At 54.2% G+C, this 18797-nt stretch carries 15 protein-coding genes; 6 read left to right on the plus strand and 9 right to left on the minus strand.

All coding sequences use genetic code 11. The features are described 5' to 3' along the window. Positions 1-15: 15 nt before the first annotated feature. Complete coding sequence (locus tag F1728_RS29800; RefSeq protein WP_155367050.1) at positions 16-1140, minus strand: hypothetical protein; 1125 nt, start codon at positions 1138-1140, stop codon at positions 16-18. A 168-nt stretch (positions 1141-1308) separates the two neighbouring features. Continuing rightward, positions 1309-2577, minus strand: a complete 1269-nt coding sequence (locus F1728_RS29805; protein WP_155367051.1) for an exo-alpha-sialidase — start codon at positions 2575-2577, stop codon at positions 1309-1311. A gap of 217 nt (positions 2578-2794) precedes the next feature. Here F1728_RS29805 and F1728_RS29810 point away from each other — a divergent pair, with 217 nt between their 5' ends. Next, the gene (locus tag F1728_RS29810; RefSeq protein ID WP_155367052.1) at positions 2795-4054 is read left to right on the plus strand and encodes an outer membrane protein assembly factor BamB family protein; all 1260 of its coding nucleotides are present in this window, start codon (positions 2795-2797) and stop codon (positions 4052-4054) included. Between the two features lie 52 nt (positions 4055-4106). On the opposite strand, the gene F1728_RS29815 is transcribed toward F1728_RS29810, so the two are convergent. Further along, positions 4107-6029, minus strand: coding sequence for an exo-alpha-sialidase (locus F1728_RS29815; RefSeq protein ID WP_228030405.1), 1923 nt, complete (start codon positions 6027-6029; stop codon positions 4107-4109). Between the two features lie 68 nt (positions 6030-6097). Next, complete coding sequence (locus F1728_RS29820) at positions 6098-7195, minus strand: twin-arginine translocation signal domain-containing protein (protein WP_155367053.1); 1098 nt, start codon at positions 7193-7195, stop codon at positions 6098-6100. A gap of 222 nt (positions 7196-7417) precedes the next feature. On the opposite strand from F1728_RS29820, the gene F1728_RS29825 reads away from it, so the two are divergent. After that, positions 7418-9007: an arylsulfatase gene (locus tag F1728_RS29825; protein ID WP_155367054.1), complete on the plus strand. Its 1590-nt coding sequence runs from the start codon at positions 7418-7420 to the stop codon at positions 9005-9007. A 1220-nt stretch (positions 9008-10227) separates the two neighbouring features. Here the strand turns inward: F1728_RS29825 and F1728_RS29830 are convergent. Together F1728_RS29830 and F1728_RS29835 are read right to left on the minus strand one after the other, a co-directional pair. After that, on the minus strand, positions 10228-11031 hold the full coding sequence (locus tag F1728_RS29830; RefSeq protein WP_155367055.1) for a polysaccharide deacetylase family protein: 804 nt from the start codon (positions 11029-11031) through the stop codon (positions 10228-10230). Between the two features lie 47 nt (positions 11032-11078). After that, positions 11079-11894 carry a hypothetical protein gene (locus F1728_RS29835; RefSeq protein ID WP_155367056.1) on the minus strand — a complete coding sequence of 272 codons (816 nt, stop codon included), beginning with the start codon at positions 11892-11894 and terminating at the stop codon, positions 11079-11081. 141 nt (positions 11895-12035) lie between these two features. Between F1728_RS29835 and F1728_RS29840 the strand changes: the two genes are divergently transcribed. Continuing rightward, entirely contained in the window at positions 12036-12608 is a 573-nt protein-coding gene (locus tag F1728_RS29840) for an ECF-type sigma factor (RefSeq protein WP_155367057.1), read from the plus strand. A 39-nt stretch (positions 12609-12647) separates the two neighbouring features. Here the strand turns inward: F1728_RS29840 and F1728_RS32385 are convergent, their stop codons facing one another. Next, on the minus strand, positions 12648-12776 hold the full coding sequence (locus tag F1728_RS32385; protein ID WP_261344489.1) for a hypothetical protein: 129 nt from the start codon (positions 12774-12776) through the stop codon (positions 12648-12650). Here F1728_RS32385 and F1728_RS31995 point away from each other — a divergent pair. From F1728_RS31995 to F1728_RS29850, 3 genes are read left to right on the plus strand one after another with little or no spacing between them, the layout of a single operon-like run. Beyond that, entirely contained in the window at positions 12775-13176 is a 402-nt protein-coding gene (locus F1728_RS31995; RefSeq protein WP_228030406.1) for a hypothetical protein, read from the plus strand. The genes F1728_RS32385 and F1728_RS31995 overlap by 2 nt on opposite strands. Then, positions 13116-17198 (plus strand): serine/threonine-protein kinase, encoded by a 4083-nt coding sequence (locus tag F1728_RS29845; protein ID WP_228030407.1) that lies wholly within the window; start codon positions 13116-13118, stop codon positions 17196-17198. The genes F1728_RS31995 and F1728_RS29845 overlap by 61 nt, the downstream gene beginning before the upstream one ends. Further along, complete coding sequence (locus F1728_RS29850; protein ID WP_155367058.1) at positions 17195-17593, plus strand: hypothetical protein; 399 nt, start codon at positions 17195-17197, stop codon at positions 17591-17593. The genes F1728_RS29845 and F1728_RS29850 overlap by 4 nt, the downstream gene beginning before the upstream one ends. A 20-nt stretch (positions 17594-17613) precedes the next feature. On the opposite strand, the gene F1728_RS29855 is transcribed toward F1728_RS29850, so the two are convergent. Further along, complete coding sequence (locus tag F1728_RS29855) at positions 17614-18006, minus strand: zinc metalloprotease (protein WP_155367059.1); 393 nt, start codon at positions 18004-18006, stop codon at positions 17614-17616. A 68-nt stretch (positions 18007-18074) separates the two neighbouring features. Next, the gene (locus tag F1728_RS29860; RefSeq protein WP_155367060.1) at positions 18075-18749 is read right to left on the minus strand and encodes a Calx-beta domain-containing protein; all 675 of its coding nucleotides are present in this window, start codon (positions 18747-18749) and stop codon (positions 18075-18077) included. Positions 18750-18797 lie beyond the last annotated feature (48 nt).

The raw sequence follows: 18797 nt of genomic DNA on the forward strand, positions 1-18797 counted from the left end.
AGGGGCTGTCTGGTGTTAATACTCATCGTAGTATTTTGGGGAGAGATAAATCTCGCTTTTCCAGGGAGACTCGGTTGTTGTCTGCAGTGTGTATTTTCGATCGGGGGGTAACAAATCCAGGGCCCGGTGGAAGGCATTCATCACGCATACTTCAGACCGAAAGATTTGATTCAATTCCTGTTCCGCTTTGAGGTACGGGTCCTCTTCATCGTCGTCATCTTCATCATCGAGATCACTTTCATAGCAGATGGTGTCTGTGAGTGTATCGATCAGGTGAGACGCTTCTGAATATTCATGGACAATCACCAGTCGATCAAGAGTCTCTTCCCACTCCTTGCCCGACATGTTCGTGTTGTTGAGATAGTCTTTCCGGATCTGGTCGGTAATGAAATTGTCAATCTGCTGCTTCCAGGGGCGTTTGGCCAGTTCAATCTCTTCTTCACTCGGTTCAGGCTCACCGTTCCTGGCAGAGATGCGAATGACTTCCTCAGTGGTCACGCCCCCCCGTTCCATCCGCCAGTCCATTTCCCTGGCCCAGAAGGATTCAAAATTGTCTTCGAATTTCTGGCCTGTGAGATCGACAGTCGTCTCTCCCTGCAACTCTTCTAAGAGACGCGCATGCATCTCTCGGACCTGCTCTGGTTCTGAGAGGTCCAGATGATCTAATCGAATCAGCTTTGAAAACTGGGGGTGATCCAGACCTTTATCTTCAGCATTCGAGACCGTGATGTGAGTGCCGTCGGATAAATCGGCAACCAGGTCCAGACAAAGCCGATCCATCTGTTTGATTTCATATAATGCCGCAAATGAAGAAGACTGACTGTTTCTGAAGCCCTGGATCTCAATCTGCAAGGGGGCATACGCTTCAAACAGCCCATCCGGTTCATAGCCCAGCTCTATCAGCGTCTCGGTAATCGAATCTGCCTTGTCGCCGTCAGACCAGTCAGCCTCCTGCATCGGTTCCAGATCGATCCGTAACGGCGGTGCCATGCCGCCCATTTGAGCCATCGCACTCGCGAATTCTTCCGCAAATCGGGCAGCGAAATTGCGAAATTTCCATTTCAGCCAGAACCAGACCAGCAGGATCAGTAGCACAAACCCTAACACAACCCCCAACGCCACATACACGATCATCATCATGGGATTTCCGATCTGCCGGGGAGCACTGTGAGCAGTTTCCCTACCGGCTGCGAATAATGAACTATATCAGCTGTGCCTGTCGAATACGGATCTGTTCACCAAGTTAGCAAACCGGAATTCGGGTGCAAGTAAATTTCGATTTCCGTCTCTCGTTTTCCTTGAGTTAAATCATTTCTTCATCAACCGGTTCGGCTTCTTCCACAGAATCTTGGAAACGTAAACGCTGTTATCAGCGCCGTACTTGTTGTCGACGGGCATGACATAGTCGGGGCCGAAGCGCTGCATCCATTCGGTGACAATCACCCAGGTTTCATTTTCATTCACATCGACTACGCCGAAATTACCCAGGCGGGCGCCCCGCTCGGGAACCAGAATGCACTCTGAGTCACGAATCACGGCCATCTTCTCCGGATTGACACGTCCAATGAACAATGGAGCCCGATGTCGTATCACATGTTCGTTGTTCGCGCCGCGTCGCGTATAAACCAGGTACAGACCACTAGAGTGCGTCACCCAGTGCGCTTGCGTGTTATAACTGCCCAGGTCAGTACCATTTTCAAACGTCCATTTTCGCGGCGGCTCGAAATGCAGTCCATCCTTGCTGCGGGTGACATAAGCGGCGTCATCATTGCGGAGCGTCAGGTAAAACCAGTCTCCAAATTTCGTGATCGAAGGTTCTGCATAGCCCCGTTTGACATCAATCGAGAGCTCATTTCCATGTGCAATGTATTTCAGTGTCTTGCCATCAAAGCGACAGCGGAGGACCATCACGTCCGAACGCTTCTTCTCAGGTCGTTTATAATAGACCGGCAGCAGGATATCCCCATTGGGAAGATCATATCGCTGAACCGAACCGGCACCGCTGCTGGCAAACTCAGGGCCCTCCGGAAGTTTGAGGGACTGCCAGTCCGACCAGACATTTTTGACAGGATCATAGGTCGCATACGAAGACACGCGGATATTTTTCTTGTGATCAATGCGGTTGTTGTAATAACGGACTGTATGACCGATGCCCAGCAGCGTCTTTGATTTGGCATGCCACTGTGGCCAGAAGTCGGAGACGACGACCTCGCCTCCATCGGGCAGATCGTGTCGCCCGAGGTTCTTCTGTTCGAACGGCCCCTGCCAGGTTTGACCTAGATTATCGGTTCGCATGGAATTCAACGCGTAGAAGACATCGCTTCCGGTCAGCAGCAGCTTCTGCATCGTCATCACAACGATCGGAAGTTTATGCGGGTTCCCCGGTGCGTCAACGGGAATCGCACCGGCTCGCGCATGCACCCAGCAGGTCTTCCCATCATACCCTTTGGTGGCTCTGCTCAGTTGAATCTGAAAGTCCGGCGAATCCTGCTCGGGAAGTTTCGGATCACCGGCTTGAATCGTTGAGACAACGCAGCAGAGCATCAGCAGCCAGAGAGCAGGGGAGAAGATTCGCATGGTGTTATCCTGGTTTGAAAGAGTGTGGCAGAACCTGATCATCAGTGATGGTCGTTTCATGATAACCGGCGGGGTGTCAGACAGCAAACTTCAGATTCTGCAGACTTTACTTGCGGTCTGCCTCAGACGGTTTACAATGAATGACTGATTTCTTGCCCGTCGATTCAGCTGAATCAATTCCGTCTCTCCGACATTCATACCCGAAGAAAGCATCCTGATGTCTCGAACTCTGCTGGTCTGTCTGACGCTGTTGTTATGTCCGTCTGCGATTCTCTCCGCCGCTGATCTGCCCCAGTTCCAGGCCAGCGACTGGCCCTGGTGGCGTGGTCTGCACCGGAATGGCGTCGCCAGCGCCAGCCAGAATCCACCGGTGAAATGGAGCGCCACGGAAAACGTAATCTGGAAATCAGCCGTCCCCGGCAGAGGCTATGGTTCACCTACCGTCTATAACAATCAGGTTTTCCTCGCCTCGGCTGATACCGAACAGGAAACACAGTTCGTCCTCTGCTACGATCGCCAGACAGGCAAACAACTCTGGAAGACGGACGTCTTCAAAGGGGGCCTCAGTACCAAGGGCAATAAGAAATCAACGCACGCCTCCTCGACCATCGCCTGTGACGGCGAGCGGGTCTTCATTAACTTCATCAACAACGGCGCCGCTTACACCACGGCGCTCTCACTCGACGGCAAACAGCTCTGGCAGACGAAGATTACCGATTACATCATTCACCAGGGCTACGGTTCCTCTCCTGCGATTTACGGACCGCTGGTAATCGTCTCCGCCGACAACAAAGGCGGCGGTGCGATCGCCGGCCTGAACCGCATCGATGGTAAAGTCGTCTGGAAAAATGAACGCCCCAAAACGCCGAACTACCCGTCGCCGATCATCCTGAACGTCGCCGGTAAAGAGCAATTGTTGATGACCGGCTGCAACCTGGTCACCGGCATGAATCCACTGACCGGGAAGATCCTCTGGGAAATCGACGGGGCGACCACCGAATGTGTCACCTCAACCGTTTCCAACGGCGAACTCATTCTCACCAGCGGCGGTTACCCCAAAAATCACATGTCCGCCGTCAAAGCCGATGGCTCCGGCGAAGTCGTCTGGGAGAACAGCACTCGTGTCTACGTTCCCTCCATGCTTGTGAAAGACGATTATATCTATTCCGTGACCGACAACGGCGTCGCCATCTGCTGGGATATCAAAACCGGCAAAGAACGCTGGAAAGGCCGTCTGGGCGGAACATTCAGTTCCTCACCCGTCATGGTTGGCACGCGAATCTATGTCACCAATGAAGCCGGCGAGACCTACATCTTCCGGGCCAACCCCGATAAGTTCGTCATGATCTCCGAAAATAAACTCGGCACCGAAGTCTTCGCGACCCCCACCATCGTCGACAGTCGCATCTTCATGCGGGTGACTGAAGAAGTTGACGGCAAACGACAGGAAATGCTCTACTGCCTTGGCAGTAAGTAAGCAACTCACGCTCCCCGTCACTGGTGCTGAGTGACGGGGAAGCCGTGGTACGTTAGTCAGCTGTCTCCTCGTAAAACCAGGCCAGTGGAATCGAACGGAAGCGGGACGAAATCTTACGCTCGGGATCGCTGACGTAATAGCTCATAATCGCCCGTCCCTGGTAAAAGATCAGGCTGATGTACGAATAACCGTGGTCGGTTTCTGTCTCCAGATTCCGTTTGATTTTCCAGGAATGCCCCTCATTATCGCTGATGGCAACAGTCAGCGGCGATCGTGTTCCTCCGTGGCTCTTCGCCTTTGGATCGTAGTTGTCGTTCCAGATCAGCATTAAATCACCTGTGGAAGGCACCCGTCGCAGGGTCGCCGGTGCTTCGGGAGCACGAACGCCCCAGGAAGCAGGTGTGCTCCACGTGTTACCACCGTCACCAGACACACTCGAACCAATATGCCCGAACTGCGTGCGGAAGATCATCAGCACTCTGCCGTCCTTCAGCTCAAACACTTCCGGCTCCATCGCTCCGCGTCGGGCGTAATCAACTTTCCCCTTCGACTGTCGCCAGTTCTTCCCCTGATCATCTGAAATGAAACAGGTACAGACGAAATGATTCTCTTTATGTACGTCGGCTGTCGAAGCCACGGGGGCCAGCCAGCGTCCAGTGGAGAGAATCGTAATCCGGTCATTGTTCATCACGTGATATCCGGGCGGAGTCGTAATCTCGGTCGGCGGGCCAAACGTCTTCCCGTTGTCATTGGAAATCTTAAGGTACGCTTTCAGATCCGACAGCGTATTCTTTTTCAGGTAGAATAGACCAATCGGTCGCTGTTCATGCTCGGGTCCCGCCAGGTAACGCAGCGTGGCCGACATGACATTCTTCTTCCCCGTATTTTCCTGCAGGACGCGTGGCTTACTCCAGGTGCGTCCCCCGTCAGTCGACTTTTTCGCAATGATCCGGGCCGTCGCGAAATCGGAACCGCTGCCGATAAACTGTGTCGTCGCGAAGAGCAGCGAACCATCGTTTAAAGGCAGGATCGATCCTTCACTGTAACGAGGATACTCTTTCGAGGCTTCATACACGTCGGTGACGATAATCTCGTCCTTCGGTGGCTCAGCTTTTGCCAACACGATCAGTGCCTGGGCCGCCCTGACGCGTGCATCCAGAGTCTCGTCATCCAGCTGTTTAATCAACTTGTCTTTGAGGTTACTGGCACCCGCTTCGCCCGCGAAGATGGCCGAGTACGTCTTCACCGCGGCATCCTCACTGGAGAGGTTCCGCTTGACCGCTGCCAGCCCTTCGGCATCACCCAGCATCGCCAGGGCGCATTCAAAATAGCAGCGGGTAAACGTATCGTCGGTCCGCTTCAGATTGGCTTTCAGAGCCGGGATATCCTGCTTGTCTCCCACCCGGGCAATGATCCAGGCAGCGATACTTGCCAGTTTGACATCGGGATCTTCCAGATATTTGCGAACGACCTGGTAACCCTCAGGATTCCCCCAGCGACAGAGCAGGGCTGCGGCCATCATCGCTTTCTTCGGATCCTCGGATTTCATGGCCTCCCGAATCAGCGTCCCGTCACCCAGTTCGTTGACTTTGTAAAGCGACTCGCAGGCATGCACGTGTCCGTAAGGATTCTTACCTGTCAGGATCTGAAACATGATGGCCGCTTTTGAACGGTCTCCCGCCCGCACCAGTTCCCGGGCCAGACCGCAGCGATGCTGGTCGTCTTTGTCGGTCTTCAGCTTCGGCTCCACAATCTTGCGGACTTCAGCGCCCTTTCCGGCGAGCGTCAGCGCCTCGGCTGCGTGCATCGAAGGCCAGAACTCATCGCTCTGAATCGCTTCACGCAGTACGGCCAGACATTTCTTTTCCGTTTCCGGACTGAGCTTGATTTTCGGTTGCGGAGAACCGGCATCCGCCAGCGCGAGGGAACTGAGAGTGAAAACAAGCGTCAACAGCAGGAGGGTACGTTTTATCATGGTGTGATTTCTAATTCGAGGAGAGAGTTAACGTGCGCTTACTGTAAGTAGAGTCTCTGATTAACAGACTATCCAAGGTGTTTAAGTTTACTGATCCGGCCCGTGGCCACCCATTCTGCAACAAAGATGTTGCCATCCTGATCAAAGCAGGCATCATGCGGATGGACGAAGCGACCCGTCTGCCATTTTTCGGGAGTCTCCCGCATCCGTGGCTTGGCACTCTTCATCGCTTTGGCCCAGTCCGGATCCTGTCCCAGGTGTGCGATCACCTTGTTCTTGCCATCCAGCAGTGTAATGCGCGACGCCAGGTCGGGTACCAGCAACAGATCTTTATAGGTATCGAGATTCGCAGGCAGAATAAAGCCAGTCATCGTTTCCAGGTGTTTGCCATCCAGCGTGAACCATTGCAGACGTGCGTTCGCCCGATCCGCGACGACCACGGAAGCCTCGCGCCCCGGCCGATCGTCGATCCACAGGCCATGGGGCAGATTGAACTTACCGTCTTCTTTTCCCTGTCCCCCAAATGCGGACAGCCATTTATCGTCTTTACTGAAGCGATGAATCTGGTACGCCCCGTAACCGTCGGCCAGGAAGAAACCCCCGTCCGGATGGAACGCAAAATTCGTCGGCAGAAATCGGTCCCGGCCCCAGACCTTCTCGGGACGCGTCGCTTCCCCGGAAGCATAAAACCCCGACACCATCGGTGCGTATTTCTGCCAGACCGTTTCCCCTTTGAGATCGAGCTTGGCAAAGGTTTTCAGATGTTGATACCCGGTCACGTACAGAAACTGTTCATTCCCTTCCTGGCGGACTTCCAGTCCATGCCCGCCCCCCTGGAACTGGTTACCGAAGGCACGTACGAATTTCCCTTTGGGGTCAAATACGAAGATGGAAGGATGATCTTTCTGGTCCGCCCGTCCTTCATGGATCACGTAGACGAAGCCATCCCTGTCGATGGCCACGTTATGTGTGGTCTGCCAGGTGAATTTCGAAGGGAGCCTGGCCCAGTCGTGGGTCACCTCGTATTGATAATCGCCCGTACCAAGCACGATTCGCGAATCCGTTTTGGAATCGGCGTGAATCGCAGGGGCTCCGAACAAAGCAGCGGTTGTACCGGCTGCGGTGGTTTTAAGAAAGTCACGACGTGTCTGATTTGAAGCTGGCATTTACAGGTTCCCGTGCTGCGCTGGAAAGAAAGGAATTCGGCAATGGGGTTTATTAAATGTACCCGGTGGTAGAACCCAGATCAATTCGGAACCCGTCGGTTCCCGCATTTCTTGTGAAGGCTTTCCGGCACGCTGAATCTCTGGTTGAGTCTGCTTCCGTCGATCCTTACAATAAATCCTGAATCTGATCGATTTATCTCCTTTAACAGAAGACTTGCCTCCATGGTCCATCCGCGCTCCCTTCGTTATCTCACCGTCTGTCTGTCGCTGCTGGCACTCTTGTTTTCTGCCGGCGCAGTCGAGGCCGCCAAACGACCAAATATCATTCTGATCATGTGCGACGACATGGGCTTTTCGGATATCGGTTGTTACGGAGGCGAAGTCGATACGCCTCATCTGAACCAGCTCGCCCGGGAAGGCATGCGGTTCACCCAGTTCTACAACAACGCCAAATGCACGACGACCCGCGCCTCGATTCTGACCGGCCTGTATCCTCGCTTCGGTAAAGGGGGACACCTCAGGCAGAACATGGTCACGTTGGGCGAAGCGATGAAAGTCGCCGGCTACCAGACCGGCCTGAGCGGCAAATGGCATCTGATGAAGACCAAAGGTTACGCCAAGAGCAAAGTCCCGGGAGGCTGGCTCGACCGCTACGACAAAACGACGCACCCCTATTTCCGTGGCTTCGACTCGTATTACGGCGTGCTTGATGGCTGTTGTAACTTTTTCGACCCGACCATCTCCGATCCCCCGTATAAACGAGCAGGGATTCGCAGTTTCGGCCACGACGACAAAGCCGTCACCGAGTTCAAAGACGGCTATTACACCACCGATGCCTTCACCGACCATACCCTGGGGATGATCCGCAGCTACAGTCAGAATGAGCAACCGTTCTTTATTCACCTCTGTTACACCGCGCCCCACTATCCGCTGCACGCTAAGCCGGAGGATATCCGGAAGTACGTTGGAAAATTCAAAATGGGCTGGAACCAGCTGCGTAAGAATCGTTGGGAACGTCTGCAGGAACTCGGTATTGCCGGCGAGAATTGGTCGCTCTCCGAAGGTGACAGCCGCAGCTATGACTGGGAGACCGCGAACAAGGATTTCGAAGATCTGCGTATGGCCGTCTATGCCGCGATGATCGACTGCATGGATCAGAACATCGGCCGCATCAAAGAGACACTGAAAGAAACCGGACAACTCGACAATACACTGATCGTGTTCCTTTCCGATAACGGCGGCTGCAGTGAAGAACCGGGCGGACGCGATCCCAACGTCCGCCAGCCCGGCCCGAAAGACGATTACGTTGCCGTCGGTCCCGCCTGGGGCTGGGCTCAGAATTCTCCCTTCCGCAGATACAAGTCCTGGGTTCACGAAGGGGGCATCTCCACTCCCTGTATCGCCTGGTGGCCCGGCAAGGTCCCCGCGAACAGCATCAATCGCAGCCCCGCGCACATCATCGATCTTCTGCCCACCTTTCTGGAAATCGCTCAGACCGAGTACCCCGAGTCTTACCAGGGACACGAACTGCTCCCCCTGGAAGGCACCAGCATGCTCAGCCTGCTCGCAGGGGAGCATAAAACACTGCACGATTCGCTGGCCTGGTACTGGTCCGGCAACCGCGCACTCAGACAGGGGCCCTGGAAGCTGGTCTGGGACAAAGGCGTCAAGCAATGGGAGCTCTACGACATCAGTTCCGACCGCTGCGAAACCAACAACCTCGCGGATCAGCACCCCGAACGCGTCCAGCAGATGGCGCAAGACTGGTTCACCTGGGCCAACAAAGTGGAGTTGAACACCAAGGCGAAATAGCTGAGCTGGCAATCCGGAATGATGGGCGATCATCTTGCACTCCTTCTCCTGAGCGGAATGGCGCTAGCCACCGGTAATTGAGCAAGACTTCGCTGTTGCGAACAGGAACAGCACCCATTCCACGCCCCACCGGGTGTTCCCGGATAAAATCCGGGATTGCCGCAGGCAACAGGAGGTCTCAGTGCAAACAGACAATCCACATTCAACTCTCCCATCCCTTCCATCAAACACCACCTCACGAATCCTGTTAGACCCACATATTGTTTAAAAAAATTAGCCGCAGGGCATTAGCCCCGGTTGAAACGACTTTGGTCTATGCCCTTCGAATTAAGCAACGCTACTTGGCACCTTGCCGCTCAACCAACTGAACTTCCCTCACCCACAACTGAATAAACTCACCTTGATCGGCTCCTGCTTCCCCGTATCCTGTTCCCAATCTGGCTCGCGCGCGAGACGGGAAAGAGACACCAGGCAGCAAAACGCACCAGTGCCCCACATCCACCTGAAAAACCATCGATTTTCACTTCCTGTTCACGGAAACATCCCGCAGCTGTTACCTGAATCCACTTTTGACTCAGGGCACAGCAGGACAGAAACAAGCCAGACCAGGACAAATTCCCGGACACTCCAGGACAAAATCCGGTCACATTGGGACAAAATTCTGTCTTGACTCCCCGACGCCGTTTCGCAAAATTAAAACCATCAATCATGATCGCAGGTACGATATCCATCACGAACTCCTCGAATGTCTGGAGATAAAAAGAGTTGTAGGGGAGGACCCATGTGTCCTCCCGCCAGTTCAAACGCCAGCCGCGAAAACAGCCAGTGGCCTGGTTCAATTACGGAGCTGACTACAACATCGATCAGCGACCGTCCCAAATCCAGAAAATCATACCGATCGGCGCACCCAGAGCCAGAGCAAGAATAACCAGCGCATATCCACCACCAGTAAAAGAAAAAAGGGTGGTCCCGGATAAAATCCGGGATTGCCGCAGGCAACAGGAAATCTCAGAGCAAGCACACTAAGTAAGAGAGATAATCCTCACCCTCTAATCGAGCAATTCAGTGTCATACCAAAGAATCAAAACAACGATCACCGGGTGGCCTCGAATGAAATTCGAGGTTGTCAAAGACAACAAGAGGTCTCAGAGTAAGCGTACGCTGGACGAGAGACAAACCTCACCTGCTGAGCTCAAATCCATTCAACTACGTTCACAACCTCAAGGCAGATCATCATACGTCAGCGTAGCCAACCCGATCTGCTGCGCATGTGCCAGAATCGCCTCCAACACCCGCGGCTGTAGATGATGTCCCGGCCCCTTGTCACTGATGTTGTGCGCATAAAAGATCACAATCTCACCCCGCTGCTGCGCATGATCCAGGGCATCTTTGATCTCCACCAGGTAATCGGGCCGCTTCTCCGTCCCCGCGTAATCGATGCCCGTGCCGATCAGACAACCGCGGTCGGCTATCTGGTCAACCGGCACATAAATCGATTTCAGATCCCGCATCCGCTGACCCGCAGTTAAACCGGTCCCACCCCGCAGATGTCGGAACGTTTTCAGCAGGGCCTGGTCAATCTCGGCATTCCGCGAACTGCTGGGATAAGCGAAGCAGGTCGGCGGAAAGCCGGCGTCCGTCATCCGTTTCACCGCCGGATCAATTTCATCCTTGAGGTAACGCTCCATGCCATGCGCACGCACATAGTCGACCGCCTTGCGATGCCTGGCCCCGTGACAGCCAATCGCATGTCCAGCCGCTTTGAGCTGTTTCAACGCATCGATCTGCTGCGGCGTCAATGTCTGAAAGTGGTCAACAAAGAAGGTCACCTGCGCATTGTATTTCTGGAATAACGGTATCTGTTTGACCCACTGATTCATATTCCGGTCGTCAAACGTCAGAACCACTCCTGCCTTGGGGAGTGCCTTGGGGGCTGGCTTCGCTTCTAACGCAGAACCGTTCTCCGCCGCCGTTGAAATCGAAGCAAACAGCAGCAGACAGAGCAGGGGAAGTAAAAATCGCATGGCAGGGCTTTTGAAAAGGAATACAAACTGGTTGAAGCTTTTGAGTGTTACTTATAGGTTGCTTTTTGCTTGAGCATCGCGGGAGTAACTTGAATTATACCCAGGTCATTCTCACCCGGCTTAATCTGGATCTTGATCCGACCCTTCTGCCAGTCTTCCCGGGCAGCCAGATGGCCAGCCTGCTCGTGCCAGACGCGAAACTCCCATTCCCCGACAGGCAGATTCTTAATCTGAAATGCCCCCGTTTCATCGGAGATAGACACGTACGGATGGTCTAGAACCAGCAGGTAACCGGTTTCAAAGGGGTGAATATCACATTTGATTTGGATGGGAAGTAGTTCCGGGTATTCAAACGGAATGGTTTCTTTACGCCCCGGACCAATGGCAGCTATATCCGGACGCTGATTTTTGAGTGGAAATAATTGAGTTACGTGCACGCGGGGCGATTGATTGGAGAATACCAGCTTCTGATGTGGTTGCCACAGGGCGGTAGCATGCGGTTCGAAACGCTGGTTTCGATGTTCAATCACCACCAGGTTCGGCAGTTTTCGAAAGTCAGGGTGAATCCGTTCCGGTTTGAAATTTCGTGCTTTGAGATACACAAAGATATTCTTGATGCCACCCTGCGGTCCAACGACCAGTGACGGAGGCTCCGGGAACGGAGTCTTTTGTTGTTTCACAGGCGGGCCGGTGTAGACAAACTTACCTGATAGACTTCCCCACTCGGCTGCCTGCCCTGACTGACTCTGTTGAGCAACCAGCCCCAGGATCAGCAGGCACCAGACGGAATCTTGGAGAACACGCAGCATGTTTCGGAACTTTCTCTGAGGGAACATGACTTCCCGGAAGGCAACGACTGTCATTTCACTTCCATATTAACGGATCGCAACACTGCTGGGAAACACAATTCTGATTTGCATCGGCGGTCCCACAGGTTAGACTGGCAGATAGCAACATTTCTATTAATCCGTCGAATGAATCTTAATCGCGTAAGAGCGCAACGCATGCAGGATATCACACACATCTTACAGGCCCTGGAAGCTGGAGATCTGGCAGCCACCGATCAATTGCTGCCTGTCGTCTATGCCGAACTCCAGCGACTGGCGCGACAGAAGCTCGCGCACGAAGCACCCGGCCAGACCCTGACCGCAACCGCCCTGGTCCATGAAGCCTATCTGCGGCTGGTCGGACAGTCCGCGGAACAGGAGTGGGATCACCGGGGCCATTTCTTCGCAGCGGCAGCCGAGTCGATGCGGCGGATATTAATCGAAAATGCGCGACGCAAAAAACGACTCAAGCACGGCGGTGACCACGAGCGTGTCGATCTCCCTGAAATCTCAGCTCCGGCCCTCGAACAACCCGATGATCTGCTGGCCCTCGATGATGCGCTGACGCTCTTCGCCGAAGAGGACCCGCAGAAAGCAGAGCTCGTGAAGCTCCGCTATTTCGCTGGTCTCAGCGAACAGGAAGCGGCGGATGTGCTGGGCATCTCCCGGGCTACCGCGGCCCGGCATTGGGCTTATTCGCGTGCCTGGCTCTATCACCAGATGCGGGGCGATACCGATCAACTCGTTTAATTACAGCAGCTTAGGGCGATGTAAGTCGGCCCGCTTTCATTAAATCTGATGAAAATCGCGTTTTTTGATCGTGATGGTGAGGCGCCAGGCACCGTGCTGTCGCATGTAATGATAGAAGGGGACTGGCGTGGTTCCCGGGACGTAAGGTTTAACAGAAAACAGTCTCATGTCTGATCCTGCTGCTGACAATCCGGAACCGGAACCCACGCGCGAGAATGTGAACCCGCAGTCGGTTGAGGGCCTCTTCCTGGCGGCACTCGAAAAGAAGACCCCGGCAGAACGGGCACAGTTTCTGGATGAAACCTGCGGCGAAGATCTCGAACAGCGTCGTCGTGTGGAAGCATTGCTCCTGGCCTATGACGACGCGGGCAGCTTCCTGGAAAAGTCCCCCGTCGGTTCCGGCACAGCAGAGCCGCTGTCACTCGATTTTCTTACCCCTTCCGACGACCCGAACCTGTTAGGGACCCTGGGAGACTACCAGGTTCAGGAAGTCATCGGGCAGGGGGGATGGGCATCGTCTTTCGGGCCCTGGATCCCAAACTCAATCGGATCGTCGCCATCAAGGTGATGTCCCCCCTCCTGGCCGTTAATCCCAATGCCCGCAAACGCTTCCTGCGGGAAGCACAGGCCGCCGCTGCAGTCAGCCATCCGCATATCGTCACCATTCATGCCGTTGACGAAGCGACGCTCCCTTACCTGGTGATGGAATACGTGGTAGGACAGTCGCTCCAGGAAAAACTGGACAAAGTCGGTTCACTCAAAGTCACCGAAATACTCCGCATTGGCAATCAGATTGCCGAGGGGCTCGCCGCCGCTCACAAACAGGGATTGATTCACCGCGATATCAAACCCGCAAACATACTTCTGGAAAATGGAGTCGAACGGGTCAAGATTACCGATTTCGGTCTGGCCCGCGCCGTCGATGATGTCACGATCACGAGGACGGGCGAAGTCTCAGGCACTCCGCAGTACATGTCCCCCGAGCAGGCCTCGGGAGACCGCGTCGATCAGCGCAGCGATCTCTTCAGCCTGGGCGCGGTCATGTATGCCATGTGTACCGGCCGCTCTCCCTTCCGGGCCAGTAACCTGGCCGCCGTCGTCCGTCGCGTCTGTGATGACACACCCCGACCGATTCAGGAAGTCAACGAAGAGATCCCCGAGTGGTTGATCGAAATCATCGAATGCCTGCTGGAAAAACAGCCTGAACATCGCATTCAGACCGCAGCCGAAATCGCTGAACTGCTGGGAACGCACCTCGCCCGCCTGCAGCATCCGGGATACACACCGGAGGCACGTCCTCCCCGCGCTGCACGACCCGCGCCACGACAAAAGATCGATATCCCGCAGACACCACAACCCGTGGAAACGGTCGCGGACCTGGAACCGGAACTCAGGCATAAGACTCCCGGCAATCTGGTCGGGGGGATGCTGCTGGCAGTCGGCGTCGGAATCTTCCTGGCCTTTTCGTTGATGAGAACCGGTTCGCAACTTGAGGAAGTCCATTTGCTGGACAAAGTCGTCAAGGTCTCCGGCACGCTGGTGGCGATCATGGTGTTCTCCACAATCATCTATCTGGTGCGGGGAACTGAAGGAAGGCGGCTTCCGACGACGACCTGGTTTCTCTGTCTCTCCTCGCTGAACCTGACGCTCTTCCTGTCATTCGTGCTCACCGTAATGGTCCGTACGAAGGTCTCCCTGCTGAACGTGGAACCCGACATGTACCAGGTTCTGCTGGCTTCGCTGATCGCATTGATCGGCGTCAGCGGATTCGCCGTCTATCAACTCTGGCGTTTTTACCAGTCACTGGAACCCGGCCAGTTCAATGCGATGCAGCAACGCGATGCCTGGCTGTTTACCGTCATGGGGATCGGAATCTGGGTGCTGCTGGTGCTCTGGAACTGGGCTGAAGCGACGGGAATCATACCTGCGATGATGTCGATCTCCAAGGATTGGCAGATGGTTCCGGTAATTGTACTCGCTGTGCTGGGAGGACTCTGTCTCAGCGTCGGTTTCTGGCTCGATCAGAACCTCAAAAAACGACTGGGACTTTCGGCTGAGGACGCGCTGGAATTCCCTGAAACGGTCATGGCCCCGCAGGGAACACGGGGATCGCAGTTCGACCGGATTGTGGTCGGCGTCGGTGCCGTCCTGCTGGTCCTGCCCCTGCTGATCTGGCTCTTCGGCATCTCTACCGGGCTGCATTTTACCTACAGTGTATCGGAGATGGTCCTGGTCTCATCCCTGTTTTTTGTGCCCGTCGGGCTGCTGGTCATGATCTGTGGGGCACAGAATCTGGTCGAACCGGACTCACGTGCGGAAAAGGTGCTGGATGGACTGTTTCTGCTGGCCTGTCTGTTTGCCGGTCCGGTTGGAATTCTACTCTACATTGCCCGCTATCTGAAACGGCGCGATGCACGTGCGGCAGGAACACTCGAGCAACAACCTGCCCCCGAAGGTGACCCGTTTGTCCAGGAGCAGCGGCGCTCCAATAAGCGGGTCATCATCGGCGTGCTGGTCGGCATCCTCTTGCTGTTAAGCTCGATTCTGGTGGTACAGATCTGGCGGCACCTGAATCCGACCGAGCAGGGCTTTATCTTGAGCTGGGGGCTGAATCTGGTCGTGGTCTCGGCGATGCTCATCGCTGCTTACTTTATTCGTCGCAAAGGGGCCGCTGCAGCGAAAAGGAATCCGTGGGTCTTCATGGAATGGGTGACGATCCTGGTGGCCTGCCTGATGTTACTCAGTCTCTTTCTGCCGACGCTGGGTAAACCGGAGCAGGATACGGTCACCCTGCAATACAGTGGGACCACTCCTATCAGCAATGTGATTGTGGAAGCCGACCGCTACTATCAGGTTCAATCCTGGCCTTATGAACTGATTGTGGAACCAGGCGTGCAATATATTAAAGTCACTTTCACCGCCTCGGGACAACTCGTCAAATTCACGAAAAAGATCGATAAACAGCCGGGAGAACCCTTGCTGGTCGATCTGACAAGCCAGATTGTCGCGATGACACGCAATTTACAGAAACCGACACCAGCAGCACCAGCAACACCAGAACCTCGCGGCCCGGGAGCCATTCTCATCAGCGGACAGACACCCTTTCTTCGTGCCGGTATCTTTCCCGTACATTCACCCGAAGGGGAAGCCATGATGGCAGGCGGTATGGAGATGGGCGGCGGAGATATGGGCATGGGGATGTTTGGTGGAGGCAGTGCAGCCCGAAATGTCTACGGCTTTGCAGACCGCTTTTTTACCCTGGAACCGATGACACATGAGCTGCCTGCAGGCAAGTATCAAATCAGGGTCTCAAGTACGTTGGCTGGTTGGGTAGAGGAATACAGCACACCCCAGTACGATCTCGAAGAAGTGGAAGTCAAACCAGGCGAAATCGTCTCGGTAACCATCAAGTCGGATTATCGGAAACTGGCCGAAAATCACCCGGACTGGTCCCGGGGCGGACTCTTCAAATTTCACTGGTCGGAAAAAACGAGTCGCAACAGCCTCAAGATTTATACGCTCTCTCTACCCCAGGCCCTGGTCGTGCAGCAATTGTTACAGGCCTACGCAGACGGGAAACCGGATGTCGCTGAGTCGGCTCTGCTACAGGTCGTCGCAGAGAACATTAAGACGGAACCGCCCAAGACGCTGGCAGTGATTTTCAACAACGGGCAGCACCCCGCCTGGAAATCGCTGATCATCCCCGGCAAGTCTACGGGAACCTGGCGGCTGACAGAACAGCAGCTGAACCAGCCAGTTCAGTCGATGGGCGGCGGTGGCTTGGGTGGCGGGACATTCGAAAACAATCGCACTCAGTCTCAGCAGCAGCAGACATCTCCAGAACAGAAACCGGGAACTCAGTCCTCACTCGGTCAGCAACCAGTCCAGGCGTCAAAGCCACGTGCCGCGCGAACTCCGTATAAAACGGTCGTCCTCTTTGGCAAAGACCCGGGTATGAGTATCGATCTGGCCCCACTCAAGGCCGATTCCGGCACGCGGATTATGAAACGCGTGCAACGCGGCGCGAGTACCTTCGAAGTAACGCCGGGTGAGTACGCTGTCACGGTCAGCACACAACTCGTCGGCTGGGCCAATAATGGACGGTCCGCACGCTATGTTGACTCAGAATTGAATGTGAAAGCAGATCAATCGATTGAGAAAACGCTGCACTATAATTTCCAGAAACTGGCGGAGAATCATCCGATCTGGAAAGCGGACGAGCGCTTCTACTTCCACTGGCCGAATCCCAAACAGGGCGTCGGTATGGAATTCGACTTTTCAGCACAGCAGGCAAAAGTGGTTCAGGAACTGTTGAAACGATTCGCAGACGGTAAGCCCGATATTCCGGAAACAACGCTCCTCAAAATTTTTGGGAATGTCATCGAGTTGGATAAGTCGTCCGACAGCCAGTTAAAGTCACTAGAAGATATTTTCTCCGATATCAAGAACCCCGACTGGAAACAACTGATCGTGCCGGGCCAGTCAGAGAAAACCTGGCGACTCGTCGATCCTGAATTTCAGCAGCGACAACAGGCTAAGTCACAAACTACTGAAAAAAGCATCGAGCCTGTGGGAGGGGGAGTAAAATGAAAGATCTACTCACAACCGTCTCATCGATCTTCGTGATCCTGTTCAGCCTGTCAGTGCTGTTTCTGGCGGAACCCACCGATGCCAGAACCGCCCTTTCTTCAGAGCAGCGGAATGAGATATCAGATCAGCCTCTTGGAAAATCGTCTCTGCTGTTTACGCGCGTGCAAGGGGTCAAAATTAAAAAAGGCGTTCTGATCTTTATGACGCTCGAAGAGGCAGGCTTGGAAGATCATTACTTCCCCCTGCGAGGTAAAAATGTGGTGCTCAGTCAGACACCGGACAAACAGCTTCCGGTCAACTCCATCCAGTTCACGGAAGAGAGCGAGAACTGTCTGCGGATCAATATTTGTCCGTCGATTCAGATCAACCTGCTCGAAGAACTCACAGCCCTCTAGTCGGCTGTCGAAAGATCCGTTCACTTAAACGGCATCAGTTCTGTTTCGTCCTGAATGTCGAGGAAAAAATCATCAGTATCCTCCAGGGAGAGCCCCGGGTCGAATTCGAAGTTGAGTTCCCAGTCGGGCAGCAGGCGGATGCCGGGAGCGAGTGTGTCCTGCATCACTCCATCCTCTGCATGTGCATAACCCAGCAGATGCCCCAGTTCGTGGAAGAGTACCGTCTGCAGATCGAAACGGCCGTCCGCATCACTGCCGGGCAACGCGATGAGGCTCAGGTCGCTGTCATACACGAAGTTAAAATCAGCAGCAGGACTTCCTTCCAGATACCAGCCATAGCCCGCTGCATCCACATTAATATAGATTGTGCCGCCAGCGACCCGGCCCAGCGCGTCTCCCTCCAGATCGACCATTTGAACTGTCGTGACATCCAGAATCCTGATTAGAATATCAAGTTCTGGTTCCGGTTAAGGGGGCAAGGTCAATCTCCGTAGCTTCCACTTTCTATTGCAGTCCCTGCGACTGTTGAAGCTGAAAATGTAATATCAGCACCGGCGACCTCATCCAGCGAAACTTCAAAGATCAATGGGCCATCTTCATATGCTGTGGCATCGTTGATACTGAGAGAATTGGCATCGTCGTTTATTATGGTTGCCGTGCCGAGCATTTTCTCAAAATTAGTCTCAGGATCATCAGTTGAGAGTACCAACTGAAAATTTTTATTCTGTTCGGTTATCGTATTACCCATCACTTCAATGCGCACGGTCATTGTCTGCGACTGGGCAGAGGCATCCGCAGTAAACTGAAGAGTACCACTCTCAGACAGATAATCGTTGTCAGCAACTTTAGCCGTTCCATCTTGGGTTGTGTAATAGATGCTGATAGAGCTGTTCAGATCGCCTGCATTATTTCCCGTTCTTGTCACGGTAAAAACAAAGTCTGTCGTACCGCTGTCTCCCTCAGCAACACTCACATCATCAATACTGATCATCGAAGTCAACAGCGTGCGGTCTTCCAGCTCTTCGATCGCAATCGGGCGTGGGCTCAGCGCGGGCTGATACCGATGACGTGCGCGAGAACGCTGATTACGGGGACGACGTGAGCGTACAGTTCGGTATCGTGAAGTCAGGGACTTCAACCAGTTAGTCAACAGCATGCGAGGCAGAACTTTCAGTTTCTCTACTTTGAAAATTCATGTCGTTAA

This window comes from Gimesia benthica, assembly GCF_009720525.1.
Classification (GTDB): domain Bacteria; phylum Planctomycetota; class Planctomycetia; order Planctomycetales; family Planctomycetaceae; genus Gimesia; species Gimesia benthica.

Coding starts and splice junctions, on each gene's coding strand:
- F1728_RS29800 (WP_155367050.1), bottom strand. CDS start 1,140: ATGATGATGATCGTGTATGTGGCGTTGGGGGTTGTGTTAGGGTTTGTG.
- F1728_RS29805 (WP_155367051.1), bottom strand. CDS start 2,577: ATGCGAATCTTCTCCCCTGCTCTCTGGCTGCTGATGCTCTGCTGCGTT.
- F1728_RS29810 (WP_155367052.1), top strand. CDS start 2,795: ATGTCTCGAACTCTGCTGGTCTGTCTGACGCTGTTGTTATGTCCGTCT.
- F1728_RS29815 (WP_228030405.1), bottom strand. CDS start 6,029: ATGATAAAACGTACCCTCCTGCTGTTGACGCTTGTTTTCACTCTCAGT.
- F1728_RS29820 (WP_155367053.1), bottom strand. CDS start 7,195: ATGCCAGCTTCAAATCAGACACGTCGTGACTTTCTTAAAACCACCGCA.
- F1728_RS29825 (WP_155367054.1), top strand. CDS start 7,418: ATGGTCCATCCGCGCTCCCTTCGTTATCTCACCGTCTGTCTGTCGCTG.
- F1728_RS29830 (WP_155367055.1), bottom strand. CDS start 11,031: ATGCGATTTTTACTTCCCCTGCTCTGTCTGCTGCTGTTTGCTTCGATT.
- F1728_RS29835 (WP_155367056.1), bottom strand. CDS start 11,894: ATGACAGTCGTTGCCTTCCGGGAAGTCATGTTCCCTCAGAGAAAGTTC.
- F1728_RS29840 (WP_155367057.1), top strand. CDS start 12,036: ATGCAGGATATCACACACATCTTACAGGCCCTGGAAGCTGGAGATCTG.
- F1728_RS31995 (WP_228030406.1), top strand. CDS start 12,775: ATGTCTGATCCTGCTGCTGACAATCCGGAACCGGAACCCACGCGCGAG.
- F1728_RS32385 (WP_261344489.1), bottom strand. CDS start 12,776: ATGAGACTGTTTTCTGTTAAACCTTACGTCCCGGGAACCACGCCAGTC.
- F1728_RS29845 (WP_228030407.1), top strand. CDS start 13,116: ATGGGCATCGTCTTTCGGGCCCTGGATCCCAAACTCAATCGGATCGTC.
- F1728_RS29850 (WP_155367058.1), top strand. CDS start 17,195: ATGAAAGATCTACTCACAACCGTCTCATCGATCTTCGTGATCCTGTTC.
- F1728_RS29855 (WP_155367059.1), bottom strand. CDS start 18,006: ATGGTCGATCTGGAGGGAGACGCGCTGGGCCGGGTCGCTGGCGGCACA.
- F1728_RS29860 (WP_155367060.1), bottom strand. CDS start 18,749: ATGCTGTTGACTAACTGGTTGAAGTCCCTGACTTCACGATACCGAACT.